Source organism: Erwinia sp. S43 (genome assembly GCF_016624745.1).
In the GTDB taxonomy this organism is placed as follows: domain Bacteria; phylum Pseudomonadota; class Gammaproteobacteria; order Enterobacterales; family Enterobacteriaceae; genus Erwinia; species Erwinia coffeiphila.
Map to the genome: position 1 here is coordinate 207210 of NZ_JACVTX010000006.1, position 24884 is coordinate 232093.

Sequence of the window (24884 nt, forward strand, 5' to 3'; positions counted from 1 at the left end):
TTTTCCTGGTACTGAATTTTCCGTCACAGGTTTTTATCCGACTGAATAGGCTTAGAAAGTCGATGAGGTATCGGGAACCTGAGAGCTGTACAGGGGCAACAGCGGGAAGTGCAATTCGCTATAATTCAGGTATGATAGCGCCGCAAAAATTTCTCTCATTCAGAATTCAGGAACGAACACCATGCCAGTGTTACATAACCTTGTTTCCAATGAAGAGCTGAAGGCACGCATGCTGGCTGAAACCGAGCCGCGTACCACAGTATCTTTCTATAAGTATTTCAACATTGACGATCCAAAAGCCTTCCGCGACGCACTTTATGTTGCGCTGACCAAACTGAAGGTTTTTGGTCGTGTTTATGTCGCCGCTGAAGGCATTAACGCCCAGATCAGCGTTCCGGCCAGCCAGTACGAAACCATGAAATCCATGCTGTATGCGTTCCATGCACAGCTGAATAACCTGCGCATGAACATTGCACTGGATGACGACGGTAAATCCTTCTGGGTACTGCGTCTTAAAGTCCGCGAGCGCATTGTTGCCGATGGTATTACCGATGATACTTTTGACGCCAGCGACGTGGGCGCCTATCTGAAAGCGGCGGAAGTGAATGCCATGCTTGACGATCCGGAAGCCGTTTTCGTTGATATGCGTAACCATTATGAATACGAAGTGGGTCACTTCGACAACGCGATGGAAATCCCGGCGGATACCTTCCGCGATCAGTTGCCGATGGCCGTGGATATGCTGCAGCAGGACAAAGACAAAAAAATCGTGATGTACTGCACGGGCGGAATTCGCTGTGAAAAGGCCAGTGCTTGGATGCGCCACAACGGCTTTGAGAACGTTTATCACATTGAAGGCGGTATCATTGAGTACGCGCGTCGAGCCCGTGAGCAGGGGCTACCGGTTCGTTTTAAGGGCAAAAACTTTGTCTTTGACGAGCGTATGGGGGAGCGTATCTCAGAAGATGTGATTGCCAACTGCCACCAGTGCGGCGCACCGTGCGATACGCACGTGAACTGCCTGAACGACGGATGTCATCTGCTGTTTATCCAGTGCCCGAGCTGCGCAGAGAAATTTAATCACTGCTGTAGCCCGATTTGCATGGAAGAGCTGGTGCTGTCGCCGGAAGAGCAGCGTTCCCGCCGTGCCGGCCGTGAGAATGGCAATAAAATCTTTAATAAATCGCGTGGTCTGCTCAGTACTACGATGCATATTCCTGAAGAGTAATATTCAGTGAAACACCACCTTCCCCGGCGGGGAAGGTGGCGATCTCCGTGCTTACTGACGCACGCCCTCAACGGAAATAATCAACTCAACTTCCTGCGAAGCCGGGCCTAAATCGGATTTGATATTAAAATCTTTCAGCGCAAATTTGCCGGTTGCCTCAAAGCCTGCTCGCTCGCCGCCCCACGGATCTTTACCTTCTCCAGTCAGCTTCGCTTCAAGCTTCACCGGTTTAGTCACGCCGTTCAGCGTCAGATTACCGTCCACGTTCAAGGCATCGCCGTTTTTCGTTACGCCGGTTGAGGTGAAGGTAGCCTGCGGGAATTTACTGGCGTTAAGGAAATCGGCGCTGCGCAGGTGTTTATCGCGCTCGGCATGGTTGGTATCGACGCTGCCGGTATTGATCGTTACGTTGACTTTATCTTTGGACGGATCGGCCTGATCGTAGGTGAATCCCCCGTCGAAATCTTTAAAGCTGCCGTACAGCCAGCTGTAGCCAAGGTGCTTAATGCGGAACTGAACGAAGGCGTGCTGGCCTTCTTTATCAATTTTATAATCAGCCGCTGCGGCAGTACCGGCGGTCATCAGCAGTGCGGCGGTGGTTAATCCCAGAATAGTATTCTTCAACACGAGACTTCTCCTTTTCCAAAGGTTAATCGATGCGGGAACCCAGCATCCGTTTCAACGTAATATCTTTATCAATAAAGTGGTGCTTAAGTGCGGCAAACCCGTGAAGCCCTGACAGGATAACCACCCCCCAGGCCAGCCAAAGATGGATATCTCCGGCCAGGTCCGCCTGTTCACCGAGGTCGGAAAACGCAGCAGGGACGGGAACCACGCCGAAGACGTTAATCGGTTTTCCTTCAGCGGTAGAGATCAGATAGCCGCTAAACAAAATAGCAAACAGCACACCATACAGAAGGAGGTGCGCTGCAATCGCGCTATAGCGAGTGAGGGGCGAGTAGCTGCTGAGTGGTTTTGGCGGTGGGGAGACAAAACGCCACACGACGCGGACCAGCATTACGGCGAACAGCACCATACCGATACTTTTATGCAGCTCAGGTGCTTTGTGATACCAGGTATCGTAATAGCCGAGCGTCACCATCCAGAGTCCGAGGGCGAACATGCCATAGACAGCGATGGCCACCAGCCAGTGCAGACTGATGCTCAAAGAGCCATAACGGGTAACGCTATTTTTCCACTGCATAATTCACCGGTTGTCATTTTTTTGTTAAGACTGGCCAGGTGAAAGGTTAAAATCAATAGCTAATTTCGCTTAAGAACAAAAAAGTAATCTATGTGAAATTATTTGAATACAGATAGCACAAAATGCTCAGTAAATCAGGTGGTGTTAACAGTGGGATGATGTGTAATTGGCTTGTGGTCTGAATTTGTTCATTACCGCAGGGGAAAAAGATATTCTATTTTTTTGTTTGTTTTATAAGTTATCGTCAATTTATTGTCATTTTTTGTCAGTATTTATCAATTAAAATTGATTAATAAATCTAATATCTTAGATTGTCCGATCATTTTATACCTCGGTAATGCCAGCCGATTTTTTAACGGGCTGGCATTACTTTCATAACGTGGCTGCTTTGTCAGGAAAAACGGGAAAGGCTGAATGGTGTTAAATCAAACTCGCTGCTTTTGCCTGCGGCAAACTGTGCTGCAATCTCGCCTAGCACGCTGACGAACTTAAAGCCGTGCCCGCTCAGGCCGGTGATAATCATCCGGTCAGGGTGAGCAGAGAAGGTATCAATGATGAAATCCTCATCCGGCGAGTTGTCATAGGTACAGGACTCTCCGCGCAGGCAAACGCCAACGCCCGGCAGGAACTGGCGTAAAAAGCCAAACAGTTCGCTGCCGTCTTCCGCTACGCTGCCAAAGGGTTTGCGCTGTTCAGGAGTATCAATCGGCTGTCCACCTTCGTGTTTGCCAATTTTGATGGCATTGTTGTCTGCCGGGAAGCCGTAATAGTGAATGCCGTCCGGCATTTCGGCGGTAAACGCCGGGAACTTGTTGTTCTCACTGTACCGGCCATCTGCCTGGTGCCAGGCAAACACTTTACGTACCGGGGTCACTGGCAGAGAAGGATAGAGCGTTTTGACCCAGGTTCCCGCGCTCAACAGCAGCTTACGCGCCTGATAGACGCCTTCAGGCGTCGTCACCGTCTGCAAGCCATCCTGCTCATCGATCGCGCTGACTTCACAGTTAAACAGCTGGGCGCAGCCCGCTTCTTTTGCCAGACGGATATAGTTTTTAATGGCGAGTTCGGATTTCAGATAGCCGGAACGCGGCTCAAATACGCCAATATAGCCCTCAGGCACGCTGATCTGCGGCCAGCGGGAGCTTATCTCTTCACCCTTCAGGATCTGCACTTCAAGGTTAAACTCGTGTGCGCTGCTGATCACGTTCTGGATGAACTCGGCGTTTTCCGGGCCAAGATTCAGCACGCCGCTGCGATGCATAATCTGTTCGCCACACTCTTTCTCCAGCGCCTCCCACAACTGCTGGGCGCGAAGCACCATCGGCACATAGCGAGCGCCTTCGCCATAGGCATGGCGAATCAGACGGGTTTCTCCATGGTGGCTTCCTGCCGTGTGGGGGGGATGGGCACGGTCAATCATTAGCACTTTCAGTCCGGCACGTGTTGCATACCACCCGGCGGCGGCCCCAACGGAACCACTGCCCACCACAATTAAATCGTAAACCATTTTTACCCGGCCTCTGGTTGGAACACTATTCCGTGCAGAATAACAAATTATTGCGGGCATGAAAAAGGCACCCAATGGGGTGCCTGTCGATGTGGAACAGATTGAAGATCAGTGTTTCTTGTAATCGCGGTCCTGGTAATCGGTCGCTTCGATCTTGGCAATGCCAGCTTCAAGGATAGAAATAAACTGGCGAGCGACATCTGTGGTCAGCCAATAGGTCTGGCCGACTTCTGCTTCATCACTGTGTTGCTCGTTGGAGGACAGGGAATGCAGGCGAATCATCATTGCATCGTAGCTGTCTACTGTACTGATATCCCACCCGATGAGGGGATGTGTCTGGATGACATCTTTATTGTTTCTGTCCATTATAACCCCCTTTTTACTCGTGTTAATGATGACAACGAAGTTATTTATCGAGGTTCAATGCGGCTTCTTTATTACAGCTTTGTAATTATAACAGCACTTTTTAGTATGACAGAATTATATTTTTTACCGGTAAACAGCAGAGTGTAATTTGAGCGTTAATTGTACAGTTGTGGGTGAAAAATAGTCACTCCGGTTATTAAACCAGAATTTTCTCACTCGTGGGTGTCCGGTGGTGTCGCAGAAAAACCGAGCCGTTTTTCGATATCATCGGCAAAGCTGATAAAGTGCTTTTGCAGCTGCTCGTCGCGATTCTGATTTTGCCCTTCCAGCCGCAGACTGTGTATTAACAGCTGGTTAGCCTTGTCATCCAGACAGAAAGTCAGCCAGGAGAAGGCGTTTTCCAACACGGTAAGGCGGCGCTGCTGCTCGCCTATCACTTCCAGAAGCTCACCAAAAGTCATTGCCTGTTCAGGATGGTCATGGGGCATGAGCGACACCTCGGTAATAAACAACGGCGGTATGAGTGATTCAGAGTAGGGGATAATTCGAAAGTCGTCTATCCCCTGGATGGCTACGATCGCGCGGAAAGGCAATATTAAAGGGCAAGGCTTAGTCGGTAATAAACCAGTCGTCGGCGCTTTCCCAGGTTTCCTGTAAAATTTCGCTAATGAGATCTTTAGCTTCTTTACCGCCGCCCATCACCGTCAGGTTATTGGCACCGGCGTAGCGCACCGAAATAGTATTGGTGCCGTCTGGAAACTGTTTATCAATTCTTTTGCTGAGTTCCTGCGTCAGCGCTTCAATCGCGCCAGCAGGGAGTGAGGTGGTTTTTGCTACAGTGACTTCTACACGCATGAGAGCCTCCGGTTTATTTACTGTGAATATATACAGTAATTCAACCGAAGGCAATCATCAGATCGGCAAAAAATGCTTACGACTTAACGCGCCAGTTCAGGGTTTCGCCGGCAAGGAACGGAATGACGGTGTGGCCATCGTTACCCACGGCAACGCTTTCGGCCACGGTCCACGGCTGGCGCTCCAGCGTGATGGTGCCCTCGTTCAGCGGCAGGCCGTAGAAGTTCGGGCCATTTTCAGAGCAAAATGCCTCGAAGTGCTCCAGCGCGCCAATTTCTTCAAACACCGTCGCGTAGGCCGACAGCATGGATGGCGCATTGAATACCCCGGCACAGCCGCAGCTGGCTTCTTTGCGATCGCGGGTGTGCGGAGCGGTATCGGTACCGAGGAAGAAACGACGGTTGCCGCTGGCGACCGCATCACGCAGAGCCTGCTGGTGAATATTGCGCTTCAGAATCGGCAGACAGTAAAGGTGTGGGCGAACGCCACCGACCAGCATGTGATTGCGGTTAAACATCAGATGTTGCGGGGTAATGGTGGCGCCAAGGAACTCGTTGCCTTCCAGAACAAAAGCGGCAGCTTCTTTGGTGGTGATGTGTTCACACACTACTTTCAGCTCGGGGAACTGCTTGCGCAGCGGTTGCAGCACGGTTTCGATAAAGCGCGCTTCGCGGTCGAAGATATCAATATGGGCATCGGTCACTTCACCGTGGATCAGCAGCGGCATGCCGATTTTTTGCATCCGCTCCAGCACGGTCGCAATGGTGGCGATGCTGGTCACGCCGTGCGCCGAGTTAGTGGTGGCATGCGCAGGATAAAGTTTCGCGGCGGTAAATACGCCCTCGCGGAAACCTTTTTCAATTTCATCAGGATCGAGGCCATCGGTGAGATAGCACGTCATCAGCGGGGTAAATGCGTGCCCGGCAGGAACCGCAGCCAGAATACGCTCACGGTAGGCACGGGCGGCGTCGACGCTGGTCACCGGCGGCACCAGGTTTGGCATCACAATCGCGCGGCCACAGACCTCACTGGTAAAGGGCACTACCGCTTCCAGCATATCTCCATCGCGCAGATGGATGTGCCAGTCGTCAGGGCGGCGAATAATTAACTGCTGAGGTTGTGCGGTCATGCGATGTGCTCCGGCAAAAGAGAAAGGTAATGGCAGGTTTTGGCCGGGTACTAAGGATAGGGATAAAGCGAAGGGAATGCACCAGGTTTATGACGGATAAGTGAAAAACGGTACGGAAAACCTCCGTACCGTCATGGCATCAGTCAGTGAACGGGATCACCAGCTCGCCGGGCTTCACTTCCAGCCCTTTGGCAAAGCGTTTGGCCAGCGATTCCGCTTTACTGCGGTCGGTACTTAACACATAAGCCGGTTTCTGATTGAAGTAGTTTTTCAGCGATTCATTAAGATAAGGCGTGAGTGTTTTTAGCACACCCTGCATTTTTTCCGGCTGCACCTCAACGTCAACCAGCTCCATATCCTTCAGATAGATGGCACCCGCAGCGGCATCAAAGGTAGGCTGCGCTTTCATTTGCAGCTTCATATCCGCCTGCTGTGGGCCGAAAAGCGAGCTGATGTTCACTTTGGCATTTCCCGTCAGTGTGACTTTATTGGGTTCTTCACGACCAATCTGGCTGTTCAGATCGTTGAGAACAATATGCGCATCAACCAGGCCAGGAACGCCGATCTGTTTTTCATAGTTATTGTGCTTAACCAGCGCCTGATTAATTTCCTGCTCGCTGATACTGTACTGTGCAATCTGATTACAACCGGTGAGCAAGCCTGCTAACAGCAGGGCACACAGACCAAAATAACGTTTCTTCATAATTATCCTCTGTTATTACACCGGCAGTTTCCAATCCGGCCAGAAGGATAGCATGCACCACGTGGCCTGATTCGTCACCAGGACAAAGCCGATTACCCTCAGGGAAAATCACAACTGAATATGTCGGACTATTTGAAAATGCTACGTGAAACCGGTCCTTATTCGTCTGTATTTTTCATGTTTGTTTCACACATTTTTTGTTGTCAGTATTTTCCCGGGATTCTGATGGCAGGTATAGTGGCAGACAGCGAGGCCAGCACCTTAAGATGCAACCGGCCTGATAAGTGAGAATATTGACCCGGCCACGGATTTCAGGAGAAAAGATGTTTGGCTATCGTACCGCTGCGCCGAAAGTGCGCCTGACTACTGACCGGCTGGTCGTACGGCTGGTCCATGAGCGTGATGCCTGGCGCCTGGCTGATTACTATTCTGAGAACCGGGTTTTCCTTAAACCGTGGGAGCCGGTTCGGGACGACAGCCATTGTTACCCCTCCGGCTGGCAGGCGCGGCTGGGACTCATCGCGGAAATGCAAAAGCAGGGTAGCGCCTTCTATTTCGCGGTGATGGACCCGGATGAAAATGAAATCCGCGGCGTGGCTAACTTTAGCAATGTACTGCGCGGATCGTTTCACGCCTGTTATCTCGGTTACTCTCTGGGTGAAAAGTGGCAGGGGCAGGGAATGATGTTCGAAGCGCTGCAGACCGCTATTCGCTATATGCAGCGTCAGCAGCGTATGCACCGCATTATGGCGAACTATATGCCGCACAATCAGCGTAGCGGCGATTTACTGGCGCGCCTCGGCTTTGAAAAAGAAGGCTATGCCAAAGACTATCTGTTAATTGACGGACGCTGGCAGGATCATGTCCTGACGGCGTTGACCTGGCACGAATGGCTGCCTGAACGGCGTGGAGCGTAACGTTATCATGATTAAAAGCCCTTTCAGCGCGATTGAAGCGCGAGTTGTTGGCTGCCTGCTGGAGAAGCAGGTCACTACCCCTGACCAGTATCCGATGTCGTTAAACGGCGTGGTTACCGCCTGCAATCAGAAATCTAACCGTGAACCGGTAATGACGCTCAGCGACAGCGAGGTGCAAAACACCCTGGATCTGCTGGTTAAAAAACATCAGCTTACGGCCACCAGTGGTTTTGGCAGCCGGGTGGTGAAATATGAGCAGCGTTTCTGTAACTCTGAGTTTGGTCAGCTTAAATTCAGCTCGGCGGAAGTGGCGCTGATTACCACGTTACTGCTGCGCGGGGCGCAGACGCCCGGTGAGCTGCGCACTCGCAGTTCGCGGATGCATGACTTTAGCGATATGGCGGAAGTTGAACAGACGCTGGAAGGGCTGAGCAAGCGCGAAAGCGGTGCGCTGGTGGTTCGCCTGGCGCGGGAACCCGGCAAGCGTGAAAGCCGCTATATGCATCTTTTCAGCGGAGAGCCGGATGAGGCCAGCCTGGCAGTTGGCGACAGTGAGGTTGCCGATGAAGGGCTGAGTACGCGCGTGGATCAACTGGAACGGGATGTGGCACAGCTGAAACAGCAGCTGGCTGCACTGCTTGAAAACCGGGACGGTGAATAAATGGCCGCGCTAACAGTAGGTATTGTCGGCCTTGGCGGCATTGCGCAGAAAGCCTGGCTACCGGTGGTTACTCGTACTGACGGCTGGACGATTTCAGGCGCGTATTCGCCCAATCAACAAAAGGCGCGGCCGGTCTGCGACGCTTATCGCATTCCGCTGCTGGCTTCCCTTAACGATCTGGCCGCGGTCAGCGATGCCGTTTTTGTACACAGCAGTACCGCCAGCCATTTTGGCATTGTTGATATGCTGCTACGTGCCGGGGTGGACGTCTGCGTTGATAAACCGCTGGCGGCCACCTATGACGAAGCAGAACAGTTGGTAGAACTTGCCGCGTCGAGAGGCCGTAAGCTGATGGTGGCCTTTAACCGTCGATTTGCACCGCGCTACCTGCAGCTGCGCGCTGCACTCTCTCAGCCTGCCTCATTACGCATGGATAAACATCGCAGCGACAGCGTAGGACCGCAGGATGCGCTGTTCACCCTGCTGGATGACTACCTGCACGTGGTGGATACGGCGCTCTGGCTGGGGGGCGGGGATGGCGATCTGCAAAGCGGCGTACTGCAAATCAATCCGCAGGGGCAGCTGCTGTATGCCGAGCATCATTTCCGCGTTGGCAATGTCCAGGTGACGACCAGTATGCATCGCCGCGCCGGCAGCCAGATGGAAACGGTACAGGCGGTGGACGACGGGGCGGTATTCCGCATCGGCGATATGCGCGACTGGCTGCAGGAGAGCGGGGGGCGTATCGTCATCGATCCGGTTCCGGGCTGGCAGAGCACGCTGGAACAGCGCGGCTTTGCCGGTGCTGCGCATCATTTCATCCGCAGCATTGAAAATCAGACAATGCCGGAGATTAGCGGTGAACAGGCCCTGGTCGCGCAGCGCTTAGTGGAAAAACTCTGGCGTGACGCGGATCGCGGCTGATTAGCTTAACCCTGCACCCATCCCAACAAAGGCGATGGGTTTATAGGATGTAACAATCGTGAGTGGTTATTTCCTTTCATTTCCGTAGACTATCCCCCACCTTATTCCGGCCACTCCGATGGCCGGAAAACCCAAATCAGGAAACACATGAACCTGTTGAAATCACTCGCAGCGGTCAGCTCTATGACCCTGTTTTCTCGCGTGCTGGGATTTGCACGCGACGCGATTGTGGCGCGAATCTTTGGCGCAGGCATGGCCACCGACGCTTTTTTTGTGGCGTTCAAATTACCTAATCTGCTGCGAAGGATCTTTGCGGAAGGCGCATTCTCTCAGGCTTTTGTGCCGATCCTTGCCGAATATAAAAGCAAGCAGGGTGAAGAAGCTACGCGGATATTCGTGGCCTATGTATCGGGTCTGTTGACCCTGGCGCTGGCGGTTATCACTCTTTTGGGTATGTTTGCCGCGCCCTGGGTTATTCTGATCACGGCACCCGGATTCGCCGATACGGCCGATAAGTTTGCGCTGACTTCATCCCTGTTGCGGGTGACTTTCCCTTACATCCTGCTGATTTCGCTGGCGTCGCTGGCCGGGGCGATCCTCAATACGTGGAACCGCTTCTCAGTGCCCGCCTTTGCCCCGACGCTGCTTAACGTCAGTATGATCGGCTTTGCGCTGTTTGCCGCACCGCACTTTAATCCTCCTGTCATGGCGCTGGCCTGGGCGGTGGTTGCGGGTGGTGTGCTGCAGCTGGGTTATCAGCTGCCGCATCTGAAAAAAATCGGCATGCTGGTGCTGCCCCGGCTGAACCTGAAAGATGCCGGCGTCTGGCGGGTAATGCGTCAAATGGGGCCGGCGATCCTCGGTGTTTCCGTCAGCCAGATCTCGCTGATCATCAATACCATTTTCGCCTCTTTCCTCGCCTCCGGTTCGGTTTCCTGGATGTATTACGCCGACCGCCTGATGGAGTTTCCGTCCGGTGTTCTGGGCGTGGCGTTGGGCACTATTCTGCTGCCGTCGCTGGCGAAAAGCTTTGCCAGCGGTAACCAGGACGAATATTCGCGCCTGATGGACTGGGGCCTGCGCCTGTGCTTCCTGCTGGCGTTACCGAGTGCGGTGGCTTTGGGCATTCTGGCTAAACCCCTGACCGTGGCGCTGTTCCAGTACGGCAAATTCACCGCATTCGACGCGGCGATGACCCAGCGCGCGCTGATTGCCTATTCGGTTGGTTTGATGGGGCTAATCGTGGTTAAGGTACTGGCCCCCGGTTTTTACTCACGTCAGGACATTAAAACTCCGGTAAAAATCGCCATGGTGACGCTGGTAATGACCCAGGTAATGAACCTGGCATTTATTGGCCCGCTGAAGCACGCCGGACTGTCGCTGTCGATTGGCCTTGCAGCCTGCCTTAATGCGGCACTGCTTTACTGGCAGCTCCGCAAGCAGGATATCTTCCAGCCGCAGCCGGGCTGGCGCAGCTTCCTGGTACGTCTGCTGTTCGCCGTGGTGGCGATGGCCGCTGCGTTACTGGGTGTGCTGTACGTGATGCCTGACTGGGCGACGGGCAATATGCTGTGGCGTCTGATCCGACTGGCGGCGGTTTGTGCGGTGGGTGGGGGAGTATACTTCGCCGTGCTGATGCTGCTGGGCTTCCGGCTGCGTGACTTTGCCCGCCGGACTGTGGCTTAACGTCGTGCGTTGAACGATACGGATCAACACTGAATAAGAATCGCCTTCGGGCGATTTTTTTTCGCCTGAAAACGGGATTGAAGCACAGTCTGTTCGATGACTGATTTATTGCTTAATGATTTCAACCTCAGAGAATAGCCTGCCGCTTTTGCTGCATTAATCGATGAAGAGGGCAGCTTTAACACCAGTCTGTGACGCTATCGTTAGCTATCGTCCTTTTAAATTTAGGTCACCATTAGCAAAAGCTGAGAATATACGATGCTGATGCTGATGCTGATGCTGATGCTGATGCTGATGCTGATGCTGATGCGGCGGGTAAACTCTGAGTCGTCGTTCGCAGCGTTCAGGGAAGTGCGTCTTGCAGGGATTGAAGGGAAAATACTTATCCCACAGGCTAAAAAAAGCCCCGGCACGTTGGCCGGGGCTGGATTTCACTTCAGCGTAAAGAATAACGCTTAAGGACGGGTCGCCGGAGCGGTAGCCTGATGAGAGGCAGAATGACCGCCCGCTGCACCTTTGCCTTCAAAGTTGAAGTCAGGGCGCACCCAGTCGCTCTGCGGTGCTGGTTCTGGCTGATATGCCGGAGCTGGAGCACTGGTCATTGGTGCGCTGGCATGATGCTTAAAGCTACCGTGGGCGACTGCATCACTCACTGGCTTATCGCGTGCCGGTACCGGTGCATGCGGTTCGCTAACGATCGGCGCATCTTCACTCACCGCGGTGCTCACGTTCAGCACTTCAGCGACCTGCTGAGTGGTTTCCGCGCTGATGCTTGTTGGAGCCTGCTCTGCCAGTTCGCTCGCTACTTCAGCAATCTGCTGCTGCTCAACGATATCCGCAACGGCATCAACCGGGGCGAATTGAGCCTGAGGCTCTTCGGCAGCCGATACGGCTTCAGCGACTGTCTCAGCGGCAACGCTCTCTTTTGCCGGAGGAATGACCGATGGAACTTCCGCTGCTGGCGCTTCGATTGCAGCGGTATCATCGGTGTTCACCACGGTAACCTGTGGCTGTTGCTCTTCCGGCAGCGGTTCAGAGATATGAACCGGCTGAACTTCTGGCTGAACTTCTTCGGCGACGGTGACTGGTGCCGCGGCAATCGGTGTTTCGATTACTGGAGCAGATTCCACAACTTCTTCGGTCGGGATCGCTACAGCCGGGGCGACGTCAGCCGTTACAGCATCTTCCTGCACTGACGTGGTTTCAGCCTGAACCGGTGTTGCTTCAACAGATGATGCTTCAACCTGTACAGGAGCAGCTTCAGCCTGCGGAGCTTCTACTGCCGCTGGAGTAGTTTCTACCTGTGAAGTTTCTGCCGACACTGGCGCAGATTCAACCGATGCGGCTTCTACCTGAGGTGCGACAGGTGCTGCCGGTGCCTCAACGGCTGGAGACACCGATGCCACAGTAGCAGAAGCAACGGCTACGCTTGCTGCTGCCGCTACTTCAACTGCTGCCGGAACTTCAGCGATGTCGTTGTCGACATCAGCGTGACCGTAAGCCGGAACAACGGACTGTTCATGCTCTACTTCATCGCTTGCCTGAGCAACAGGGTAGGAGATCCACACTTTGCCTGACGCCATTTCTGGCGATGCAGCAGCACTGGCCAGCGGCATTGGCGACTGTGTTGGGTAACGCTCATCGCGGTAGCGACGACGACGCTGGCCGCTAACGCGCAGATGGCGTGGCGAACGGCGTGAACGACGTGGCATGTTGTTGCTGTCACGATCGTCATTATCGAAGCCCTCGCTGGACGTTTCTACCGCGGCAGGCTGGGCAGCTGGAGCTGGTGCTGCTTCAGTCTCTTCCGGGCGGAAGGTACGGGCTGCCGTTTGCTCTGCGGTTTCAATGCGCACTTTCTGGTTCAGCTGGCGCGGCTTACGGCGCGGCATTACCTGCACATTTTCTTCCTGAGCATCCGCATTCTCATCAACGGCAGTAGCCTGCTCGATGATTTTCTCTTCCTGTACCGCAGGACGTTTGTCTTCCTGACGACGACGCTGACGATCCGCACGAGGTTCACGGCGCGGCTGCTGCTCAGCGCGGTTCTCTTCGTTCAGATTCTGACGATCGTCTGCCTGTTCAACCTGCGTGGCAGCATTACGCTTGTTGCGGCGATTGTCATCACGGCCTTCACGGACTTCGCTGTTGCGGTCGCGAGAACTATTGCGGTCATTACGATCGTTGCGGTCGGTGTTGCGTTCAGAACGCTCATTACGATCGTTGTAACGGTCATTGCTACGCTCCGGACGCTCGGCATTACGGTCGTTCCGTTCATTGCGATCGCTACGTTCATTACGGTCGCTGTTGCGCTCATTGCGATCGTTACGTTCAGTACGGTCACCGTTACGATCGCGGCGGTTGTTGTTCTGACGACGATTGTTACGACGCTCACCGCGAGGCGCAGCACCATCGGCCGCTTTCTTCTCGGTGGCAGGCTGAGGCTGTTCTACGGTTTTTTCTTCACCGGCAAACAGCTTTTTCAGACCGCTAAAGAAGCGGCTAATCAGGCCCGGCTGTGCCGGTTCAGCTGGCGTTTTTTCAACCGGTTTCTTGCTTGCCGCAGTTGCCGGTTTTTCGCTGCTGGTTTCCTGCGGAGCCGGAGGTGCATCAGGCATCACGAAGGCGGCAAGTGCTGGCTGTTCAGGGCGCTTACGCTCGGCACGCTCTTCTTCTGAAGGCAGCGCCATTTCGGTTTCGTGCAGCTTAGGCAGGTGATAGCTCAGTGTCTGAGTTTCTTCGCCGGTACGAACGCGCAGTACCGAGTAGTGCGGGGTTTCCATCTGATCGTTTGGCACGATGATGGCACGAACGCCACCCTGACGCTTTTCGATAGCGCTGACGGCATCACGTTTTTCGTTCAACAGGTAGGAAGCCACCTGCACCGGAACGATGGCGTGGACTTCTTTAGTGTTTTCCTTCAGCGCTTCTTCTTCAATCAGGCGCAGAATGGAAAGAGAGAGCGACTCGTTATCACGGATGGTGCCGGTACCGCTGCAGCGTGGGCAGACGTGATGGCTGGACTCACCTAGTGATGGGCTGAGGCGCTGACGTGACATCTCCAGCAGGCCAAATCGTGAAATGTGGCTGATCTGAATTCGCGCACGATCCTGGCGCACCGCTTCACGCAGGCGGTTTTCAACCGCGCGCTGGTGGCGAACCGGGGTCATATCAATGAAGTCGATAACGATCAGGCCGCCCAGGTCGCGCAGGCGCAGCTGGCGGGCAATTTCGTCTGCCGCTTCAAGGTTGGTATTAAATGCGGTTTCTTCAATATCGCCGCCGCGGGTTGCGCGCGCCGAGTTGATATCGATAGCGGTCAGGGCTTCGGTGCTGTCGATAACAATGGAACCACCGGACGGCAGACGTACTTCGCGCTGGAAGGCGGACTCAATCTGCGACTCAATCTGGTAATGGCTGAACAGCGGGATCTCACCGGTGTACAGTTTAATTTTGCTGCTGAAGTCAGGGCGTCCGAGAGCGGCAATGTGCTGACGAGCCAGCTCAAGCACTTTCGGGTTATCGATAAGGATTTCACCGATATCCTGACGCAGGTAGTCGCGGAATGCGCGGACAATCACGTTGCTTTCCTGATGGATCAGGAACGGAGCAGGGCGGCTGTCAGCGGCTTTCTTAATGGCATCCCAGTGCTTCATACGGAAGCTCAGATCCCACTGCAGCGCTTCGGCTGATTTACCGACACCGGCGGTGCGAACGATCAGTCCCATGCCATCCGGCAGTTCCAGCGAAGAGAGCGCCTCTTTTAGTTCTGTGCGATCATCACCTTCAATACGGCGAGAAATACCGCCAGCACGCGGGTTGTTCGGCATCAGAACCAGATAGCTTCCCGCCAGGCTGATAAAGGTGGTTAACGCAGCACCTTTATTGCCACGTTCTTCTTTATCAATCTGGACAATAACTTCCTGACCTTCACGGAGTACGTCCTTGATATTAGGGCGGCCGTGAGCGGAATAGTTAGCGGGGAAGTATTCGCGGGAAATTTCTTTCAGAGGTAGGAAACCGTGTCTTTCAGCACCGTAATCAACGAAGGCGGCTTCAAGGCTGGGTTCAATGCGGGTAATCTTGCCTTTGTAGATGTTGGCTTTTTTCTGTTCGTGTCCTGGGCTTTCAATATCCAGATCGTACAGGCGTTGGCCGTCTACGAGAGCCACACGCAACTCTTCCTGCTGAGTTGCGTTTATCAACATTCTTTTCATCGTAACTTACTCATTATTCTTACATTAGGGACAAAGCTGCGGGCAAAGTAACGCTGGACGTATTGAACCGATGGCCCCGTGTCTCATCGCTTAGTCGTCAACCTCTCGGGTGTCGGCAGCTCAAGGGGCGCAAAATCACGGTAGCCTGTTTTACATATGGAAAAACAGCGCTTTGTAAGGGGGGAACCGCCAGTAGATTACCAGGTGAACCAATCCCGTTTTTTCGTCCAGGCTGCAACCCGCAGCCCGCTAAATGCCTGATTGCACAATACGTCTTACGCCATTGCTGCGTGTATGGGCTATCCGGCAAAATTTTGGTAATACACCCCAATTCTATTGGGTTAACGCTTTTTCTTGCATTCCCAAGACTTCGCGTTAAAAACGGAAACATTATTCCATTGCTAAGCTTGAGAGCGCAAGATGACTTTATCCGCGATGAGAAGTTTATCCCGTCTTTTAAAACGAATTGCAGTGCTTTTCAGCAAACTGTATAAAATCCGGCCATAACTTCCTTGCGGCGGTCATCCATGTCAGTTAAGCACAGAAAAAGATGTGGCGCTATCACTGCCGGGTATTTAGAATCGCCAACCATGAAAACCATGACTCCAGCCGTACAAATAATTGCCATTTCTGCTGATGAAGCGGGACAGCGCATCGATAACTTTTTACGCACTCAGTTAAAAGGCGTGCCGAAAAGTATGATTTATCGCATTTTGCGTAAGGGCGAAGTGCGGGTGAACAAAAAACGCGTCAAACCTGAGTACAAACTAGAAGACGGCGATCAGGTTCGCGTCCCGCCGGTGCGCGTGGCCGAACGTGAAGAAGAGAGCGTTTCACCTAAGCTGGCCAAAGTGGCTGCGTTAAGTGATGCGATCGTTTATGAAGATGAGCATATTCTGGTGCTTAATAAGCCTTCCGGGACGGCCGTACACGGTGGCAGTGGTTTAAGCTTTGGTGTCATTGAAGGGCTGAGGGCGCTGCGCCCGGAGGCGCGTTTCCTTGAATTGGTCCATCGTCTTGACCGCGATACGTCGGGTATTTTGCTGGTGGCGAAAAAGCGTTCTGCGCTGCGTTCACTCCACGAGCAGCTGCGCGAAAAGGGAATGCAGAAAGATTACCTCGCGCTGGTACGTGGGCAATGGCCGTCACATGTTAAATCGGTGCGCGCGCCATTATTGAAAAACATCCTGCAAAGCGGTGAGCGAGTGGTGAAGGTCAGTAGTGAAGGCAAGCCATCGGAAACGCTGTTCAAGGTTGAAGAGCGCTATGCGTTTGCCACGCTGGTGAAAGCCAGCCCGGTGACCGGGCGTACTCACCAAATACGCGTTCATACGCTGCATGCCGGGCACCCGATTGCGTTTGACGATCGCTACGGCGAGGCAGAGTTCGATAGCCAACTGGCCGGCACCGGGCTTAACCGCCTGTTCCTGCATGCTGCCGCGCTGAAATTTACCCACCCCGGCACCGGTGAAGACATGCGCGTGGAAGCGCCGCTGGACGACGGCCTGAAGCGCTGCCTTGCTGTGCTGCGTAAGCAAAGCAGCTAATTATCCCGGCAATGAATGCGGCAGCGTCTGCGCCGCTTTTTGTTGTTCAGCCCAACGGGTCCATTCCGGCCTTTCTTAGCATCTCACACAGCGCAATCAGCGGCAGGCCAATCAACGTATTCGGGTCCCGCCCTGAAAGGCGCTCAAACAGCGTGATGCCTAAACCTTCGCTTTTAAAGCTTCCAGCGCAGTTTAGCGGCTGTTCGCGACTGACGTAGTGGGTGATTTCGGCCTCGCTAAGCGTTCGAAAATCTACGGTGAAAGGCTCACACAGCGTTTGCAGTACCTGATGGCGACTATCGTACAGCGCCAGTCCGGTATAAAACACCACGCTGCGTCCGCTGGCGGCGCGAAGCTGTGCGCGGGCGTTCTCCTCGGTATGAGGTTTGCCACAAATAACGCCGTCCACGACGCAGACCTGATCGGAACCGATAATCAGATGCTCGGGGTAACGTCCTGCCAGTGCCTGAGCTTTCGCTGCCGCGAGGCGCATAACCAGCTGCTCTGCCGTTTCATTCCCCAACCGGATTTCATCCACCTCCGGCGCATCGGTAATAAAGGGCAATTGCAGTTTCGTTAACAGCGCGCTGCGGTAAGTCGACGTTGAGGCTAAAACCAGCTGTGACATATTTTTTTCCATAATAGATAGCGAATCGATGAAAGGCATTTTAAACTGTGCGCCGCACTGGATGCGAATAATGGCTGAAAGATGTCGTTACACGGCCTTTTTCTTTGACTCTATGTCGTTACAAAGTTAATATGCGCGCCCTATGCAAAAGGTAAAATTACCCCTGACTCTCGATGTGGTGCGAACCGCTCAAAAACGCCTGGACTACCAGGGTGTTTACACCCCTGAACAGGTTGAGCGAGTTGCCGACTCGGTGGTCAGTGTGGACAGTGATGTAGAATGTGTGATGTCGTTTGCGATCGACAATCAGCGTCTGGCGGTATTGAAAGGTACTGCTGAAGTTTCCGTGACGCTATGTTGTCAACGCTGCAACAAACCGTTCCCGCATCAGGTCCACGTATCGTACTGTTTCAGCCCGGTCGTTACTGACGAGCAGGCCGAAGCACTACCGGAAGCGTACGAGCCAATCGACATCAACGAGTTTGGTGAAACCGATTTGCTGGCAATGGTTGAAGATGAAATCATCCTCGCCCTGCCTGTCGTTCCGGTGCATGATTCTGAACACTGTGAAGTGTCCGAGGCGGACATGGTCTTTGGTCAATTGCCTGCAGAGGCAGAAAAACCAAATCCATTTGCCGTATTAGCCAGTTTAAAGCGTAAGTAATAGGAGTAAGGTCCATGGCCGTACAACAGAATAAACCAACCCGTTCCAAACGTGGCATGCGTCGTTCACACGATGCTCTGACCACTGCAACACTTTCCGTAGATAAAGTTTCTGGTGAAACTCATCTGCGTCACCACATCACTGCGGATGGTTACTACCGCGGTCGCAAGGTCATCGTTAAGTAATTCCGCGGAATAGCGCGGCAATACTTTGACACGATTGACCCTGGCGATAGATGCCATGGGCGGGGACTTCGGTCCCTGCGTGACAGTGCCTGCGGCAATGCAGGCACTGGCATCTGATTCGCACCTGCATCTTCTTCTGGTCGGCGATCCCGACAAAATCACGTCATTACTAGCCACAGCTGATTCTGCGCTGCGCGCGCGTTTGCAGATAATCCCTGCTGAATCAGTTATTGCCAGTGATGCGAAACCCTCGCAGGCTATTCGTGCAAGTCGCGGATCGTCAATGCGTATTGCTTTGGAGCAGGTCAAAGCGGGTCATGCCGATGCCTGTATCAGTGCCGGTAACACCGGTGCGCTGATGGGGCTGGCAAAAATATTATTGCAGCCGCTGGACGGGATTAAGCGTCCAGCGCTGATGACAGTACTGCCAAATCAGCTGAAGGGTAAAACCGTCGTGCTGGATTTAGGTGCTAATGTCGAATCCGACAGTGCTATGCTGGTGCAGTTCGCCATTATGGGTGCGGTGATGGCAGAAGAAATTTTAGAAATTGCCAATCCGCGCGTGGCGCTGCTCAACATAGGCCAGGAAGAAACCAAAGGGTTAACGGCAATTCGCGAAGCCGCAGCAGCACTTCGTGATTCAGCAGAAGTTAACTATATTGGCTACCTTGAAGGTGACGATCTTCTTACCGGCAAGACGGATGTTCTGGTGTGCGATGGTTTCATCGGCAACGTGACGTTAAAAACTATGGAAGGTGTGGTAAGAATGTTTCTTTCGCTGTTGAAATCACAGGGCGAAGGTAAAAAAAAGGCATGGTGGCTGAGACTATTAGGGCGCTGGATTCAAAAGCGTCTGGCTAAGAATTTCGGCCATCTCAACCCCGACCAGTACAATGGCGCCTGTCTGTTAGGATTGTGCGGTACCGTCATTAAAAGTCACGGTGCGGCCAATCAACGCGCGTTTACCGTCGCGATAAAACAGGCAGAGCAGGCGGTGCGGCGGCAAGTTCCCGAGCGGATTGCTGCCCGCCTACAGGCTGTATTACCTAAGAGTGACTGAGCGTACATGTATACGAAGATTATCGGTACGGGCAGCTATTTGCCCGAACAGGTGCGGACTAACGCCGATCTGGAAAAAATGGTGGATACGTCGGACGAGTGGATTGTCACACGAACCGGTATCCGTGAACGTCGTATTGCTGGCCCGGATGAAACCGTGGCAACAATGGGCTTTCATGCCGCCGAGCGTGCGCTCTCTATGGCGGGCATTGATAAAAATGACATCGGTTTGATCGTGGTAGCAACCACCTCTTCCAGTCACGCTTTCCCAAGTTCAGCCTGCATGATCCAGCAGATGCTGGAAATTGACGATGCGGCCTCTTTCGATCTGGCTGCGGCCTGTGCGGGCTTTACCTACGCACTGAGCGTTGCCGATCAGTATATTAAAAACGGTGCGGTGAAATATGCACTGGTGGTCGGTGCTGACGTGCTGTCACGCACGCTTGATCCTTCCGATCGTGGCACGATCATCCTGTTTGGCGATGCTGCTGGCGCAGTTGTTCTTGGTGCCAGCGAAGAGCCGGGCATTATCTCTACCCATCTGCATGCAGATGGCCGCTATGGTCAACTGCTCACCCTGCCAAATCAGGATCGCGAGCATCAGGAACAGCCTGCGTATCTGACGATGGCGGGCAATGAAGTGTTCAAAGTTGCCGTGACCGAACTGGCCCATATCGTTGATGAAACGCTCAAGGCGAACGACCTTGACCGTTCTGCCATTGACTGGTTAGTGCCGCATCAGGCTAACCTGCGCATTATCAGTGCAACGGCCCGCAAATTGGGCATGGATATGGATAAAGTGGTGGTGACCCTCGATCGCCACGGCAATACGTCTGCGGCTTCTGTGCCTTCAGCACTGGATGAAGCGGTGCGCGACGGGCGTATCCAGCCCGGCCAGTTGATTCTGCTGGAAGCTTTTGGTGGCGGTTTCACCTGGGGTTCAGCTCTGGTTCGTTTTTGATTAACAGGAAATAACGATGACGCAATTTGCAATGGTATTCCCGGGACAGGGATCGCAAACGGTGGGCATGCTGGCTGATTTAGCCGCAGGCAATCCGATTGTGGAAAAAACCTTCCGCGAAGCTTCTGACGTGCTGGGTTACGATTTATGGCAGCTGGTCCAACAGGGGCCTGCTGAAGAGTTGAACAAAACCTGGCAAACTCAGCCTGCTTTACTGGCTGCTTCTGTTGCCATTTTCCGCGTTTGGCAGGAAAAAGGCGGAAAAGTACCGTCAATGCTTGCAGGCCACAGCCTTGGTGAGTACAGTGCCCTGGTTTGCGCCGGAGTGATTGCGTTTGCCGATGCCATTAAGCTGGTTGAACTGCGCGGTAAGCTGATGCAGGAAGCCGTACCGGAAGGGACGGGGGCCATGCAGGCGATTATCGGTTTGGACGATGAGTCCATCGCCAAAGCCTGTGAAGAGTCTGCCCAGGGGCAGGTTGTTTCGCCGGTGAACTATAACTCACCGGGCCAGGTCGTGATCGCCGGTAATAAAGAAGCCGTTGAGCGCGCGGGTGCAGCCTGTAAAGCTGCGGGCGCGAAGCGTGCACTGCCGCTGCCGGTGAGCGTACCTTCGCACTGTGCGCTGATGAAACCTGCTGCCGATAAGCTGGCCGTGGCGCTGGAGCAACTGACCTTCAACGCACCGGTATTCCCGGTGGTGAATAACGTTGATGTTCAGTGTGAGACTTCACCTGAAGCTATCCGCAGTGCGCTGGTCCGCCAGCTGTACAGCCCGGTGCGTTGGACCGGTTGCGTAGAATTTATGGCTCAGCAGGGCGTAACGTCGCTGCTGGAAGTGGGTCCGGGTAAAGTGTTAACCGGGCTGACTAAACGTATTGTTGACACCCTGACGGCGGCGGCGGTAAACGACCAGGCCAGCCTGTCAGCGGCGCTTGAACAATAACACGAGGAACAACATGAATTTCGAAGGTAAAATCGCGCTGGTTACCGGTGCAAGTCGCGGTATCGGCCGTGCAATCGCGGAAACGCTTGTCGCCCGCGGTGCTAAAGTTGTCGGTACGGCGACCAGCCAGAACGGAGCCGAAGCCATCAGCGCTTATCTGGGCGACAACGGAAAGGGCATGCTCCTGAACGTGACAGACCCTGCTTCGATCGAGACCGTGCTGGAAAATATTCGCGCCGAATTTGGCGAAGTGGACATTTTAGTCAATAATGCTGGCATCACGCGTGATAATCTTCTGATGCGCATGAAGGACGATGAGTGGCAGGATATCCTGGACACCAATCTGACTTCAGTATTCCGTCTGTCAAAAGCGGTAATGCGTGCGATGATGAAGAAGCGAGTGGGCCGAATTATTACCATTGGCTCCGTAGTTGGAACAATGGGTAATGCGGGTCAGGCAAACTATGCGGCAGCAAAAGCAGGTTTGATTGGCTTCAGCAAGTCACTGGCGCGTGAAATTGCGTCACGTGGCATTACCGTTAACGTCGTGGCACCTGGTTTCATTGAAACCGACATGACGAGCGCGCTGAACGACGATCAGCGTGCAGGTATTCTGGCGGAAGTTCCCGCGGGCCGCCTCGGCAGCGCGCAGGAAATCGCTAATGCCGTCGCATTTTTAGCCTCTGACGAAGCAGCTTACATCACTGGTGAAACGCTGCACGTCAATGGCGGAATGTATATGGTCTGATAATCACGAAAACTATTTGCGTTATTTGAGGTAAAAGCCGCAAAATAGCGTAAAATCGTGGTTTGACCAGCCGGGATTTAGTTGCATCTTTTTCAACATTTTATACACTACGAAAACCATCGCGAAAGCGAGTTTTGATAGGAAATTTAATAGTATGAGCACTATCGAAGAACGCGTTAAGAAAATCATTGGCGAGCAGCTGGGCGTTAAGCAGGAAGAAGTTGTTAATACTGCCTCTTTTGTAGAAGATCTGGGCGCTGATTCTCTTGATACCGTTGAGCTGGTAATGGCTCTGGAAGAAGAGTTCGATACCGAGATTCCGGATGAAGAAGCTGAGAAGATCACTACTGTTCAGGCTGCTATTGATTACATCAATGGTCACCAGGCATAAGTGAACATCTCCAGGCGGTCATTCGACCGCCTGAGTTTTATCTAAATATCCCTCATCGCGTCAATTTTTCCCTCCCTGGAGGACGAACGTGTCTAAGCGTCGTGTAGTTGTGACTGGTCTTGGCATGTTGTCTCCTGTCGGCAATACCGTAGAGTCTACCTGGAATGCTCTTGTTGCCGGTCAGAGTGGCATCAGCCTGATTGACCATTTTGATACTAGTGCCTACGCAACGCGTTTTGCTGGCTTAGTAAAGAATTTTAATTGTGATGAAATCATCTCGCGCAAAGATCAGCGTAAGATGGATGCTTTCATTCAATATGGCGTTGTTGCTGGCGTTCAGGCCATGCAAGATTCTGGCCTCGTTATTACAGAAGAAAACGCAGGGCGCGTTGGTGCCGCGATTGGCTCCGGTATCGGTGGTCTTGGTTTAATCGAAGAAAACCATTCCTCACTGGTCAACGGTGGTCCCCGTAAAATTAGTCCGTTCTTTGTCCCTTCAACTATTGTGAATATGGTTGCCGGACATCTGACTATTATGTACGGAATGAAAGGCCCAAGTATTTCCATTGCTACCGCCTGTACATCCGGCGTGCATAATATCGGTCATGCTGCACGTATCATCGCCTATGATGATGCCGACGTGATGCTGGCTGGTGGTGCAGAAAAAGCCAGTACGCCACTGGGCGTGGGTGGTTTCGGTGCTGCTCGTGCACTGTCAACCCGCAATGAAAATCCGCAGGCTGCCAGCCGTCCGTGGGATAAAGACCGTGATGGTTTTGTCCTCGGCGATGGTGCTGGTCTGATTGTGCTGGAAGAATATGAGCACGCGAAAAAACGCGGTGCCAAAATTTACGCGGAAATCGTTGGTTTTGGTATGAGCAGCGATGCTTATCATATGACTTCTCCGCCGGAAAATGGCGCTGGCGCAGCCCTGGCGATGGTCAACGCGCTGAAAGATGCAAAGATTTCAGCGGAACAGATTGGCTATATCAACGCGCACGGTACTTCAACGCCGGCCGGTGATATCGCTGAAGCTCAGGCGGTAAAATCCGTCTTCGGTGCTTCTGCCGGTAGCGTGATGGTCAGCTCGACAAAATCCATGACCGGCCACCTGCTGGGTGCGGCGGGCGCGATCGAATCGATCTTCACCATTCTTGCCCTGCGCGATCAGGTTGTTCCTCCAACCATCAATCTGGATAACCCAGATGAAGGTTGTGACCTGGATTTCGTGCCGCATACTGCGCGCCAGGTGAAAGGTATGGAATACACTCTGTGTAATTCATTCGGATTTGGTGGCACCAACGGGTCACTGATTTTCCGTAAGGTCTGATTTTTTGCTCTTGCGTAAAGGCCCGCCTTATCGGCGGGCTTTTTTTTACCTGCGATTGAGGGGAGCGAATCACCACTACCCGATTTTGAACGACAAATTCGTCTTTGCGAGTTATCGCGAACCGGGTATTACCTGATATTGCTCATCATCCCCGGCAGATTCAGATGATTCTGGCACGACGGGCAGGTAATCTTGCAGCATGATCGAAAATAGAGGAATCAGCATGATGTGGGTCAATGGGGTGAAGCAGGGCGTTGTTGCCGCGAGCGATCGCGCCGTGCAGTTTGGTGATGGCTGCTTTACCACCGCTCGCATAAGGTCTGGCGAGATCGAGCTGTTTCCCGCACATATCGCGCGGCTGCAGCAGGGCTGTGAACGGCTGCTGATAACCGGCGTGGACTGGGAATTACTGGGCCAGGAAATGATTGGCGCTGCTGCCGACTGTGACGATGGCGTACTGAAAACGATTGTGACCAGGGGTAGCGGCGGCAGGGGATACAGCGCCGCGGGCTGTGCGGCACCCACGCGCATCGTCTCCGTTTCCGCCTATCCTGCACACTACCACGCGCTGCGCGAGAGCGGGGCAAGGCTGGCCCTCAGCCCGATTCAGCTGGGGAAAAATCCGCTGCTGGCGGGGATAAAGCATCTTAACCGGCTGGAACAGGTGCTGATCCGCACACGGCTTGAGCAGACCGGTGCCGATGAGGCACTGGTGCTTGACACTGATGGCATGCTGGTGGAATGCTGTGCGGCAAATTTTTTCTGGCGCACCGGGGAGCAGGTTTTTACCCCGGACTTAAGCGCTTCGGGCGTGAACGGTATCCAGCGCCAGCGGGTGATGCGGCAGATCGCTGATCTGGGGTTCACCCTCAGCGAAGTCCGTGCAGGCGTTGAGGTGCTGGCGGAAGCCGATGAAGTGCTGATCACCAATGCGCTGATGCCGGTGTTGCCCGTTCGTCAGATTGAGGCGTGGCACTTCAGCTCGCGCCGCTTGTTTCGTCTGCTTAACCCCCATTAATCAACCGTGG

26 protein-coding genes are annotated in these 24884 nt (G+C 53.5%); 16 read left to right on the forward strand and 10 right to left on the reverse strand.

All coding sequences use genetic code 11. The features are described from left to right. Positions 1 to 181 precede the first annotated feature (181 nt). Positions 182 to 1228, forward strand: a complete 1047-nt coding sequence (locus tag IBT47_RS10890; protein ID WP_200560463.1) for a rhodanese-related sulfurtransferase — start codon at positions 182 to 184, stop codon at positions 1226 to 1228. Positions 1229 to 1279: 51 nt separating this feature from the next. Here the strand turns inward: IBT47_RS10890 and IBT47_RS10895 are convergent, their stop codons facing one another. From IBT47_RS10895 to IBT47_RS10930, 8 genes are all read right to left on the reverse strand, one after another. After that, positions 1280 to 1852, reverse strand: a complete 573-nt coding sequence (locus tag IBT47_RS10895) for a YceI family protein (protein ID WP_200546887.1) — start codon at positions 1850 to 1852, stop codon at positions 1280 to 1282. Positions 1853 to 1877: 25 nt separating this feature from the next. After that, on the reverse strand, positions 1878 to 2432 hold the full coding sequence (locus IBT47_RS10900) for a cytochrome b (RefSeq protein ID WP_200560464.1): 555 nt from the start codon (positions 2430 to 2432) through the stop codon (positions 1878 to 1880). A 391-nt stretch (positions 2433 to 2823) separates the two neighbouring features. Continuing rightward, positions 2824 to 3939 carry an N-methyl-L-tryptophan oxidase gene (gene solA / locus IBT47_RS10905; RefSeq protein ID WP_200560465.1) on the reverse strand — a complete coding sequence of 372 codons (1116 nt, stop codon included), beginning with the start codon at positions 3937 to 3939 and terminating at the stop codon, positions 2824 to 2826. A gap of 108 nt (positions 3940 to 4047) precedes the next feature. After that, positions 4048 to 4305 (reverse strand): biofilm formation regulator BssS, encoded by a 258-nt coding sequence (bssS, locus tag IBT47_RS10910; protein ID WP_105592827.1) that lies wholly within the window; start codon positions 4303 to 4305, stop codon positions 4048 to 4050. 212 nt (positions 4306 to 4517) lie between these two features. Beyond that, on the reverse strand, positions 4518 to 4793 hold the full coding sequence (locus tag IBT47_RS10915) for a hypothetical protein (RefSeq protein WP_105592826.1): 276 nt from the start codon (positions 4791 to 4793) through the stop codon (positions 4518 to 4520). 121 nt (positions 4794 to 4914) lie between these two features. Beyond that, positions 4915 to 5160, reverse strand: a complete 246-nt coding sequence (gene dinI / locus IBT47_RS10920) for a DNA damage-inducible protein I (RefSeq protein WP_105592825.1) — start codon at positions 5158 to 5160, stop codon at positions 4915 to 4917. A 76-nt stretch (positions 5161 to 5236) separates the two neighbouring features. After that, positions 5237 to 6289, reverse strand: coding sequence for a dihydroorotase (gene pyrC / locus IBT47_RS10925; protein ID WP_200560466.1), 1053 nt, complete (start codon positions 6287 to 6289; stop codon positions 5237 to 5239). 139 nt (positions 6290 to 6428) lie between these two features. Then, the gene (locus IBT47_RS10930; RefSeq protein ID WP_200560467.1) at positions 6429 to 6992 is read right to left on the reverse strand and encodes a lipoprotein; all 564 of its coding nucleotides are present in this window, start codon (positions 6990 to 6992) and stop codon (positions 6429 to 6431) included. 323 nt (positions 6993 to 7315) lie between these two features. On the opposite strand from IBT47_RS10930, the gene rimJ reads away from it, so the two are divergent. From rimJ to IBT47_RS10955, 5 genes are all read left to right on the forward strand, one after another. After that, a complete protein-coding gene (gene rimJ, locus IBT47_RS10935) occupies positions 7316 to 7909 on the forward strand; it encodes a ribosomal protein S5-alanine N-acetyltransferase (RefSeq protein ID WP_200560468.1) in 594 nt (197 codons plus the stop codon). 7 nt (positions 7910 to 7916) lie between these two features. Next, positions 7917 to 8570, forward strand: a complete 654-nt coding sequence (locus IBT47_RS10940; RefSeq protein WP_200560469.1) for a DUF480 domain-containing protein — start codon at positions 7917 to 7919, stop codon at positions 8568 to 8570. Beyond that, complete coding sequence (locus IBT47_RS10945) at positions 8571 to 9494, forward strand: Gfo/Idh/MocA family protein (protein ID WP_200560470.1); 924 nt, start codon at positions 8571 to 8573, stop codon at positions 9492 to 9494. 147 nt (positions 9495 to 9641) lie between these two features. Next, positions 9642 to 11180, forward strand: coding sequence for a murein biosynthesis integral membrane protein MurJ (murJ, locus tag IBT47_RS10950; protein WP_200546842.1), 1539 nt, complete (start codon positions 9642 to 9644; stop codon positions 11178 to 11180). Positions 11181 to 11438: 258 nt separating this feature from the next. Continuing rightward, the gene (locus IBT47_RS10955; protein WP_200560471.1) at positions 11439 to 11639 is read left to right on the forward strand and encodes a hypothetical protein; all 201 of its coding nucleotides are present in this window, start codon (positions 11439 to 11441) and stop codon (positions 11637 to 11639) included. Here the strand turns inward: IBT47_RS10955 and rne are convergent. Then, positions 11636 to 15397 carry a ribonuclease E gene (gene rne, locus IBT47_RS10960; protein ID WP_200560472.1) on the reverse strand — a complete coding sequence of 1254 codons (3762 nt, stop codon included), beginning with the start codon at positions 15395 to 15397 and terminating at the stop codon, positions 11636 to 11638. The genes IBT47_RS10955 and rne overlap by 4 nt on opposite strands. 590 nt (positions 15398 to 15987) lie before the next feature. Here rne and rluC point away from each other — a divergent pair. Continuing rightward, positions 15988 to 16944 carry a 23S rRNA pseudouridine(955/2504/2580) synthase RluC gene (gene rluC, locus IBT47_RS10965; protein ID WP_200560473.1) on the forward strand — a complete coding sequence of 319 codons (957 nt, stop codon included), beginning with the start codon at positions 15988 to 15990 and terminating at the stop codon, positions 16942 to 16944. 46 nt (positions 16945 to 16990) lie between these two features. On the opposite strand, the gene IBT47_RS10970 is transcribed toward rluC, so the two are convergent. Further along, positions 16991 to 17572, reverse strand: coding sequence for a nucleoside triphosphate pyrophosphatase (locus tag IBT47_RS10970; RefSeq protein ID WP_200560474.1), 582 nt, complete (start codon positions 17570 to 17572; stop codon positions 16991 to 16993). A 142-nt stretch (positions 17573 to 17714) separates the two neighbouring features. Here IBT47_RS10970 and yceD point away from each other — a divergent pair, with 142 nt between their 5' ends. The 9 genes from yceD (at position 17715) to pabC (ending at position 24874) form a co-directional block, all read left to right on the forward strand. Continuing rightward, positions 17715 to 18236: a 23S rRNA accumulation protein YceD gene (gene yceD / locus IBT47_RS10975; protein ID WP_200546845.1), complete on the forward strand. Its 522-nt coding sequence runs from the start codon at positions 17715 to 17717 to the stop codon at positions 18234 to 18236. A gap of 14 nt (positions 18237 to 18250) precedes the next feature. Further along, complete coding sequence (gene rpmF / locus IBT47_RS10980; RefSeq protein ID WP_013025362.1) at positions 18251 to 18421, forward strand: 50S ribosomal protein L32; 171 nt, start codon at positions 18251 to 18253, stop codon at positions 18419 to 18421. A 25-nt stretch (positions 18422 to 18446) separates the two neighbouring features. After that, positions 18447 to 19481, forward strand: coding sequence for a phosphate acyltransferase PlsX (gene plsX / locus IBT47_RS10985; protein ID WP_200560475.1), 1035 nt, complete (start codon positions 18447 to 18449; stop codon positions 19479 to 19481). Between the two features lie 6 nt (positions 19482 to 19487). After that, positions 19488 to 20441 carry a beta-ketoacyl-ACP synthase III gene (locus tag IBT47_RS10990; protein WP_105592813.1) on the forward strand — a complete coding sequence of 318 codons (954 nt, stop codon included), beginning with the start codon at positions 19488 to 19490 and terminating at the stop codon, positions 20439 to 20441. A gap of 16 nt (positions 20442 to 20457) precedes the next feature. Then, positions 20458 to 21387, forward strand: a complete 930-nt coding sequence (gene fabD / locus IBT47_RS10995) for an ACP S-malonyltransferase (protein WP_200560476.1) — start codon at positions 20458 to 20460, stop codon at positions 21385 to 21387. A 13-nt stretch (positions 21388 to 21400) separates the two neighbouring features. Next, positions 21401 to 22135 (forward strand): 3-oxoacyl-ACP reductase FabG, encoded by a 735-nt coding sequence (fabG, locus tag IBT47_RS11000; RefSeq protein ID WP_105592811.1) that lies wholly within the window; start codon positions 21401 to 21403, stop codon positions 22133 to 22135. A 154-nt stretch (positions 22136 to 22289) separates the two neighbouring features. Then, positions 22290 to 22526, forward strand: a complete 237-nt coding sequence (acpP, locus tag IBT47_RS11005) for an acyl carrier protein (RefSeq protein WP_004157115.1) — start codon at positions 22290 to 22292, stop codon at positions 22524 to 22526. A gap of 88 nt (positions 22527 to 22614) precedes the next feature. Next, positions 22615 to 23856: a beta-ketoacyl-ACP synthase II gene (gene fabF, locus IBT47_RS11010; RefSeq protein WP_200546848.1), complete on the forward strand. Its 1242-nt coding sequence runs from the start codon at positions 22615 to 22617 to the stop codon at positions 23854 to 23856. A 223-nt stretch (positions 23857 to 24079) separates the two neighbouring features. Then, entirely contained in the window at positions 24080 to 24874 is a 795-nt protein-coding gene (pabC, locus tag IBT47_RS11015; protein ID WP_200560477.1) for an aminodeoxychorismate lyase, read from the forward strand. Positions 24875 to 24884 lie beyond the last annotated feature (10 nt).

What these genes read in the sequence shown, in the direction of transcription:
- IBT47_RS10945 (WP_200560470.1), top strand. Translation starts at nt 8,571, where the DNA reads ATGGCCGCGCTAACAGTAGGTATTGTCGGCCTTGGCGGCATTGCGCAG.
- IBT47_RS10900 (WP_200560464.1), bottom strand. Translation starts at nt 2,432, where the DNA reads ATGCAGTGGAAAAATAGCGTTACCCGTTATGGCTCTTTGAGCATCAGT.
- IBT47_RS10955 (WP_200560471.1), top strand. Translation starts at nt 11,439, where the DNA reads ATGCTGATGCTGATGCTGATGCTGATGCTGATGCTGATGCTGATGCTG.
- yceD (WP_200546845.1), top strand. Translation starts at nt 17,715, where the DNA reads ATGCAAAAGGTAAAATTACCCCTGACTCTCGATGTGGTGCGAACCGCT.
- IBT47_RS10930 (WP_200560467.1), bottom strand. Translation starts at nt 6,992, where the DNA reads ATGAAGAAACGTTATTTTGGTCTGTGTGCCCTGCTGTTAGCAGGCTTG.
- rne (WP_200560472.1), bottom strand. Translation starts at nt 15,397, where the DNA reads ATGAAAAGAATGTTGATAAACGCAACTCAGCAGGAAGAGTTGCGTGTG.
- IBT47_RS10940 (WP_200560469.1), top strand. Translation starts at nt 7,917, where the DNA reads ATGATTAAAAGCCCTTTCAGCGCGATTGAAGCGCGAGTTGTTGGCTGC.
- IBT47_RS10915 (WP_105592826.1), bottom strand. Translation starts at nt 4,793, where the DNA reads ATGCCCCATGACCATCCTGAACAGGCAATGACTTTTGGTGAGCTTCTG.
- rluC (WP_200560473.1), top strand. Translation starts at nt 15,988, where the DNA reads ATGAAAACCATGACTCCAGCCGTACAAATAATTGCCATTTCTGCTGAT.
- rimJ (WP_200560468.1), top strand. Translation starts at nt 7,316, where the DNA reads ATGTTTGGCTATCGTACCGCTGCGCCGAAAGTGCGCCTGACTACTGAC.
- IBT47_RS10890 (WP_200560463.1), top strand. Translation starts at nt 182, where the DNA reads ATGCCAGTGTTACATAACCTTGTTTCCAATGAAGAGCTGAAGGCACGC.
- pyrC (WP_200560466.1), bottom strand. Translation starts at nt 6,289, where the DNA reads ATGACCGCACAACCTCAGCAGTTAATTATTCGCCGCCCTGACGACTGG.
- dinI (WP_105592825.1), bottom strand. Translation starts at nt 5,160, where the DNA reads ATGCGTGTAGAAGTCACTGTAGCAAAAACCACCTCACTCCCTGCTGGC.
- acpP (WP_004157115.1), top strand. Translation starts at nt 22,290, where the DNA reads ATGAGCACTATCGAAGAACGCGTTAAGAAAATCATTGGCGAGCAGCTG.
- fabG (WP_105592811.1), top strand. Translation starts at nt 21,401, where the DNA reads ATGAATTTCGAAGGTAAAATCGCGCTGGTTACCGGTGCAAGTCGCGGT.
- IBT47_RS10970 (WP_200560474.1), bottom strand. Translation starts at nt 17,572, where the DNA reads ATGTCACAGCTGGTTTTAGCCTCAACGTCGACTTACCGCAGCGCGCTG.
- murJ (WP_200546842.1), top strand. Translation starts at nt 9,642, where the DNA reads ATGAACCTGTTGAAATCACTCGCAGCGGTCAGCTCTATGACCCTGTTT.
- bssS (WP_105592827.1), bottom strand. Translation starts at nt 4,305, where the DNA reads ATGGACAGAAACAATAAAGATGTCATCCAGACACATCCCCTCATCGGG.
- pabC (WP_200560477.1), top strand. Translation starts at nt 24,080, where the DNA reads ATGATGTGGGTCAATGGGGTGAAGCAGGGCGTTGTTGCCGCGAGCGAT.
- fabD (WP_200560476.1), top strand. Translation starts at nt 20,458, where the DNA reads ATGACGCAATTTGCAATGGTATTCCCGGGACAGGGATCGCAAACGGTG.
- solA (WP_200560465.1), bottom strand. Translation starts at nt 3,939, where the DNA reads ATGGTTTACGATTTAATTGTGGTGGGCAGTGGTTCCGTTGGGGCCGCC.
- rpmF (WP_013025362.1), top strand. Translation starts at nt 18,251, where the DNA reads ATGGCCGTACAACAGAATAAACCAACCCGTTCCAAACGTGGCATGCGT.
- IBT47_RS10990 (WP_105592813.1), top strand. Translation starts at nt 19,488, where the DNA reads ATGTATACGAAGATTATCGGTACGGGCAGCTATTTGCCCGAACAGGTG.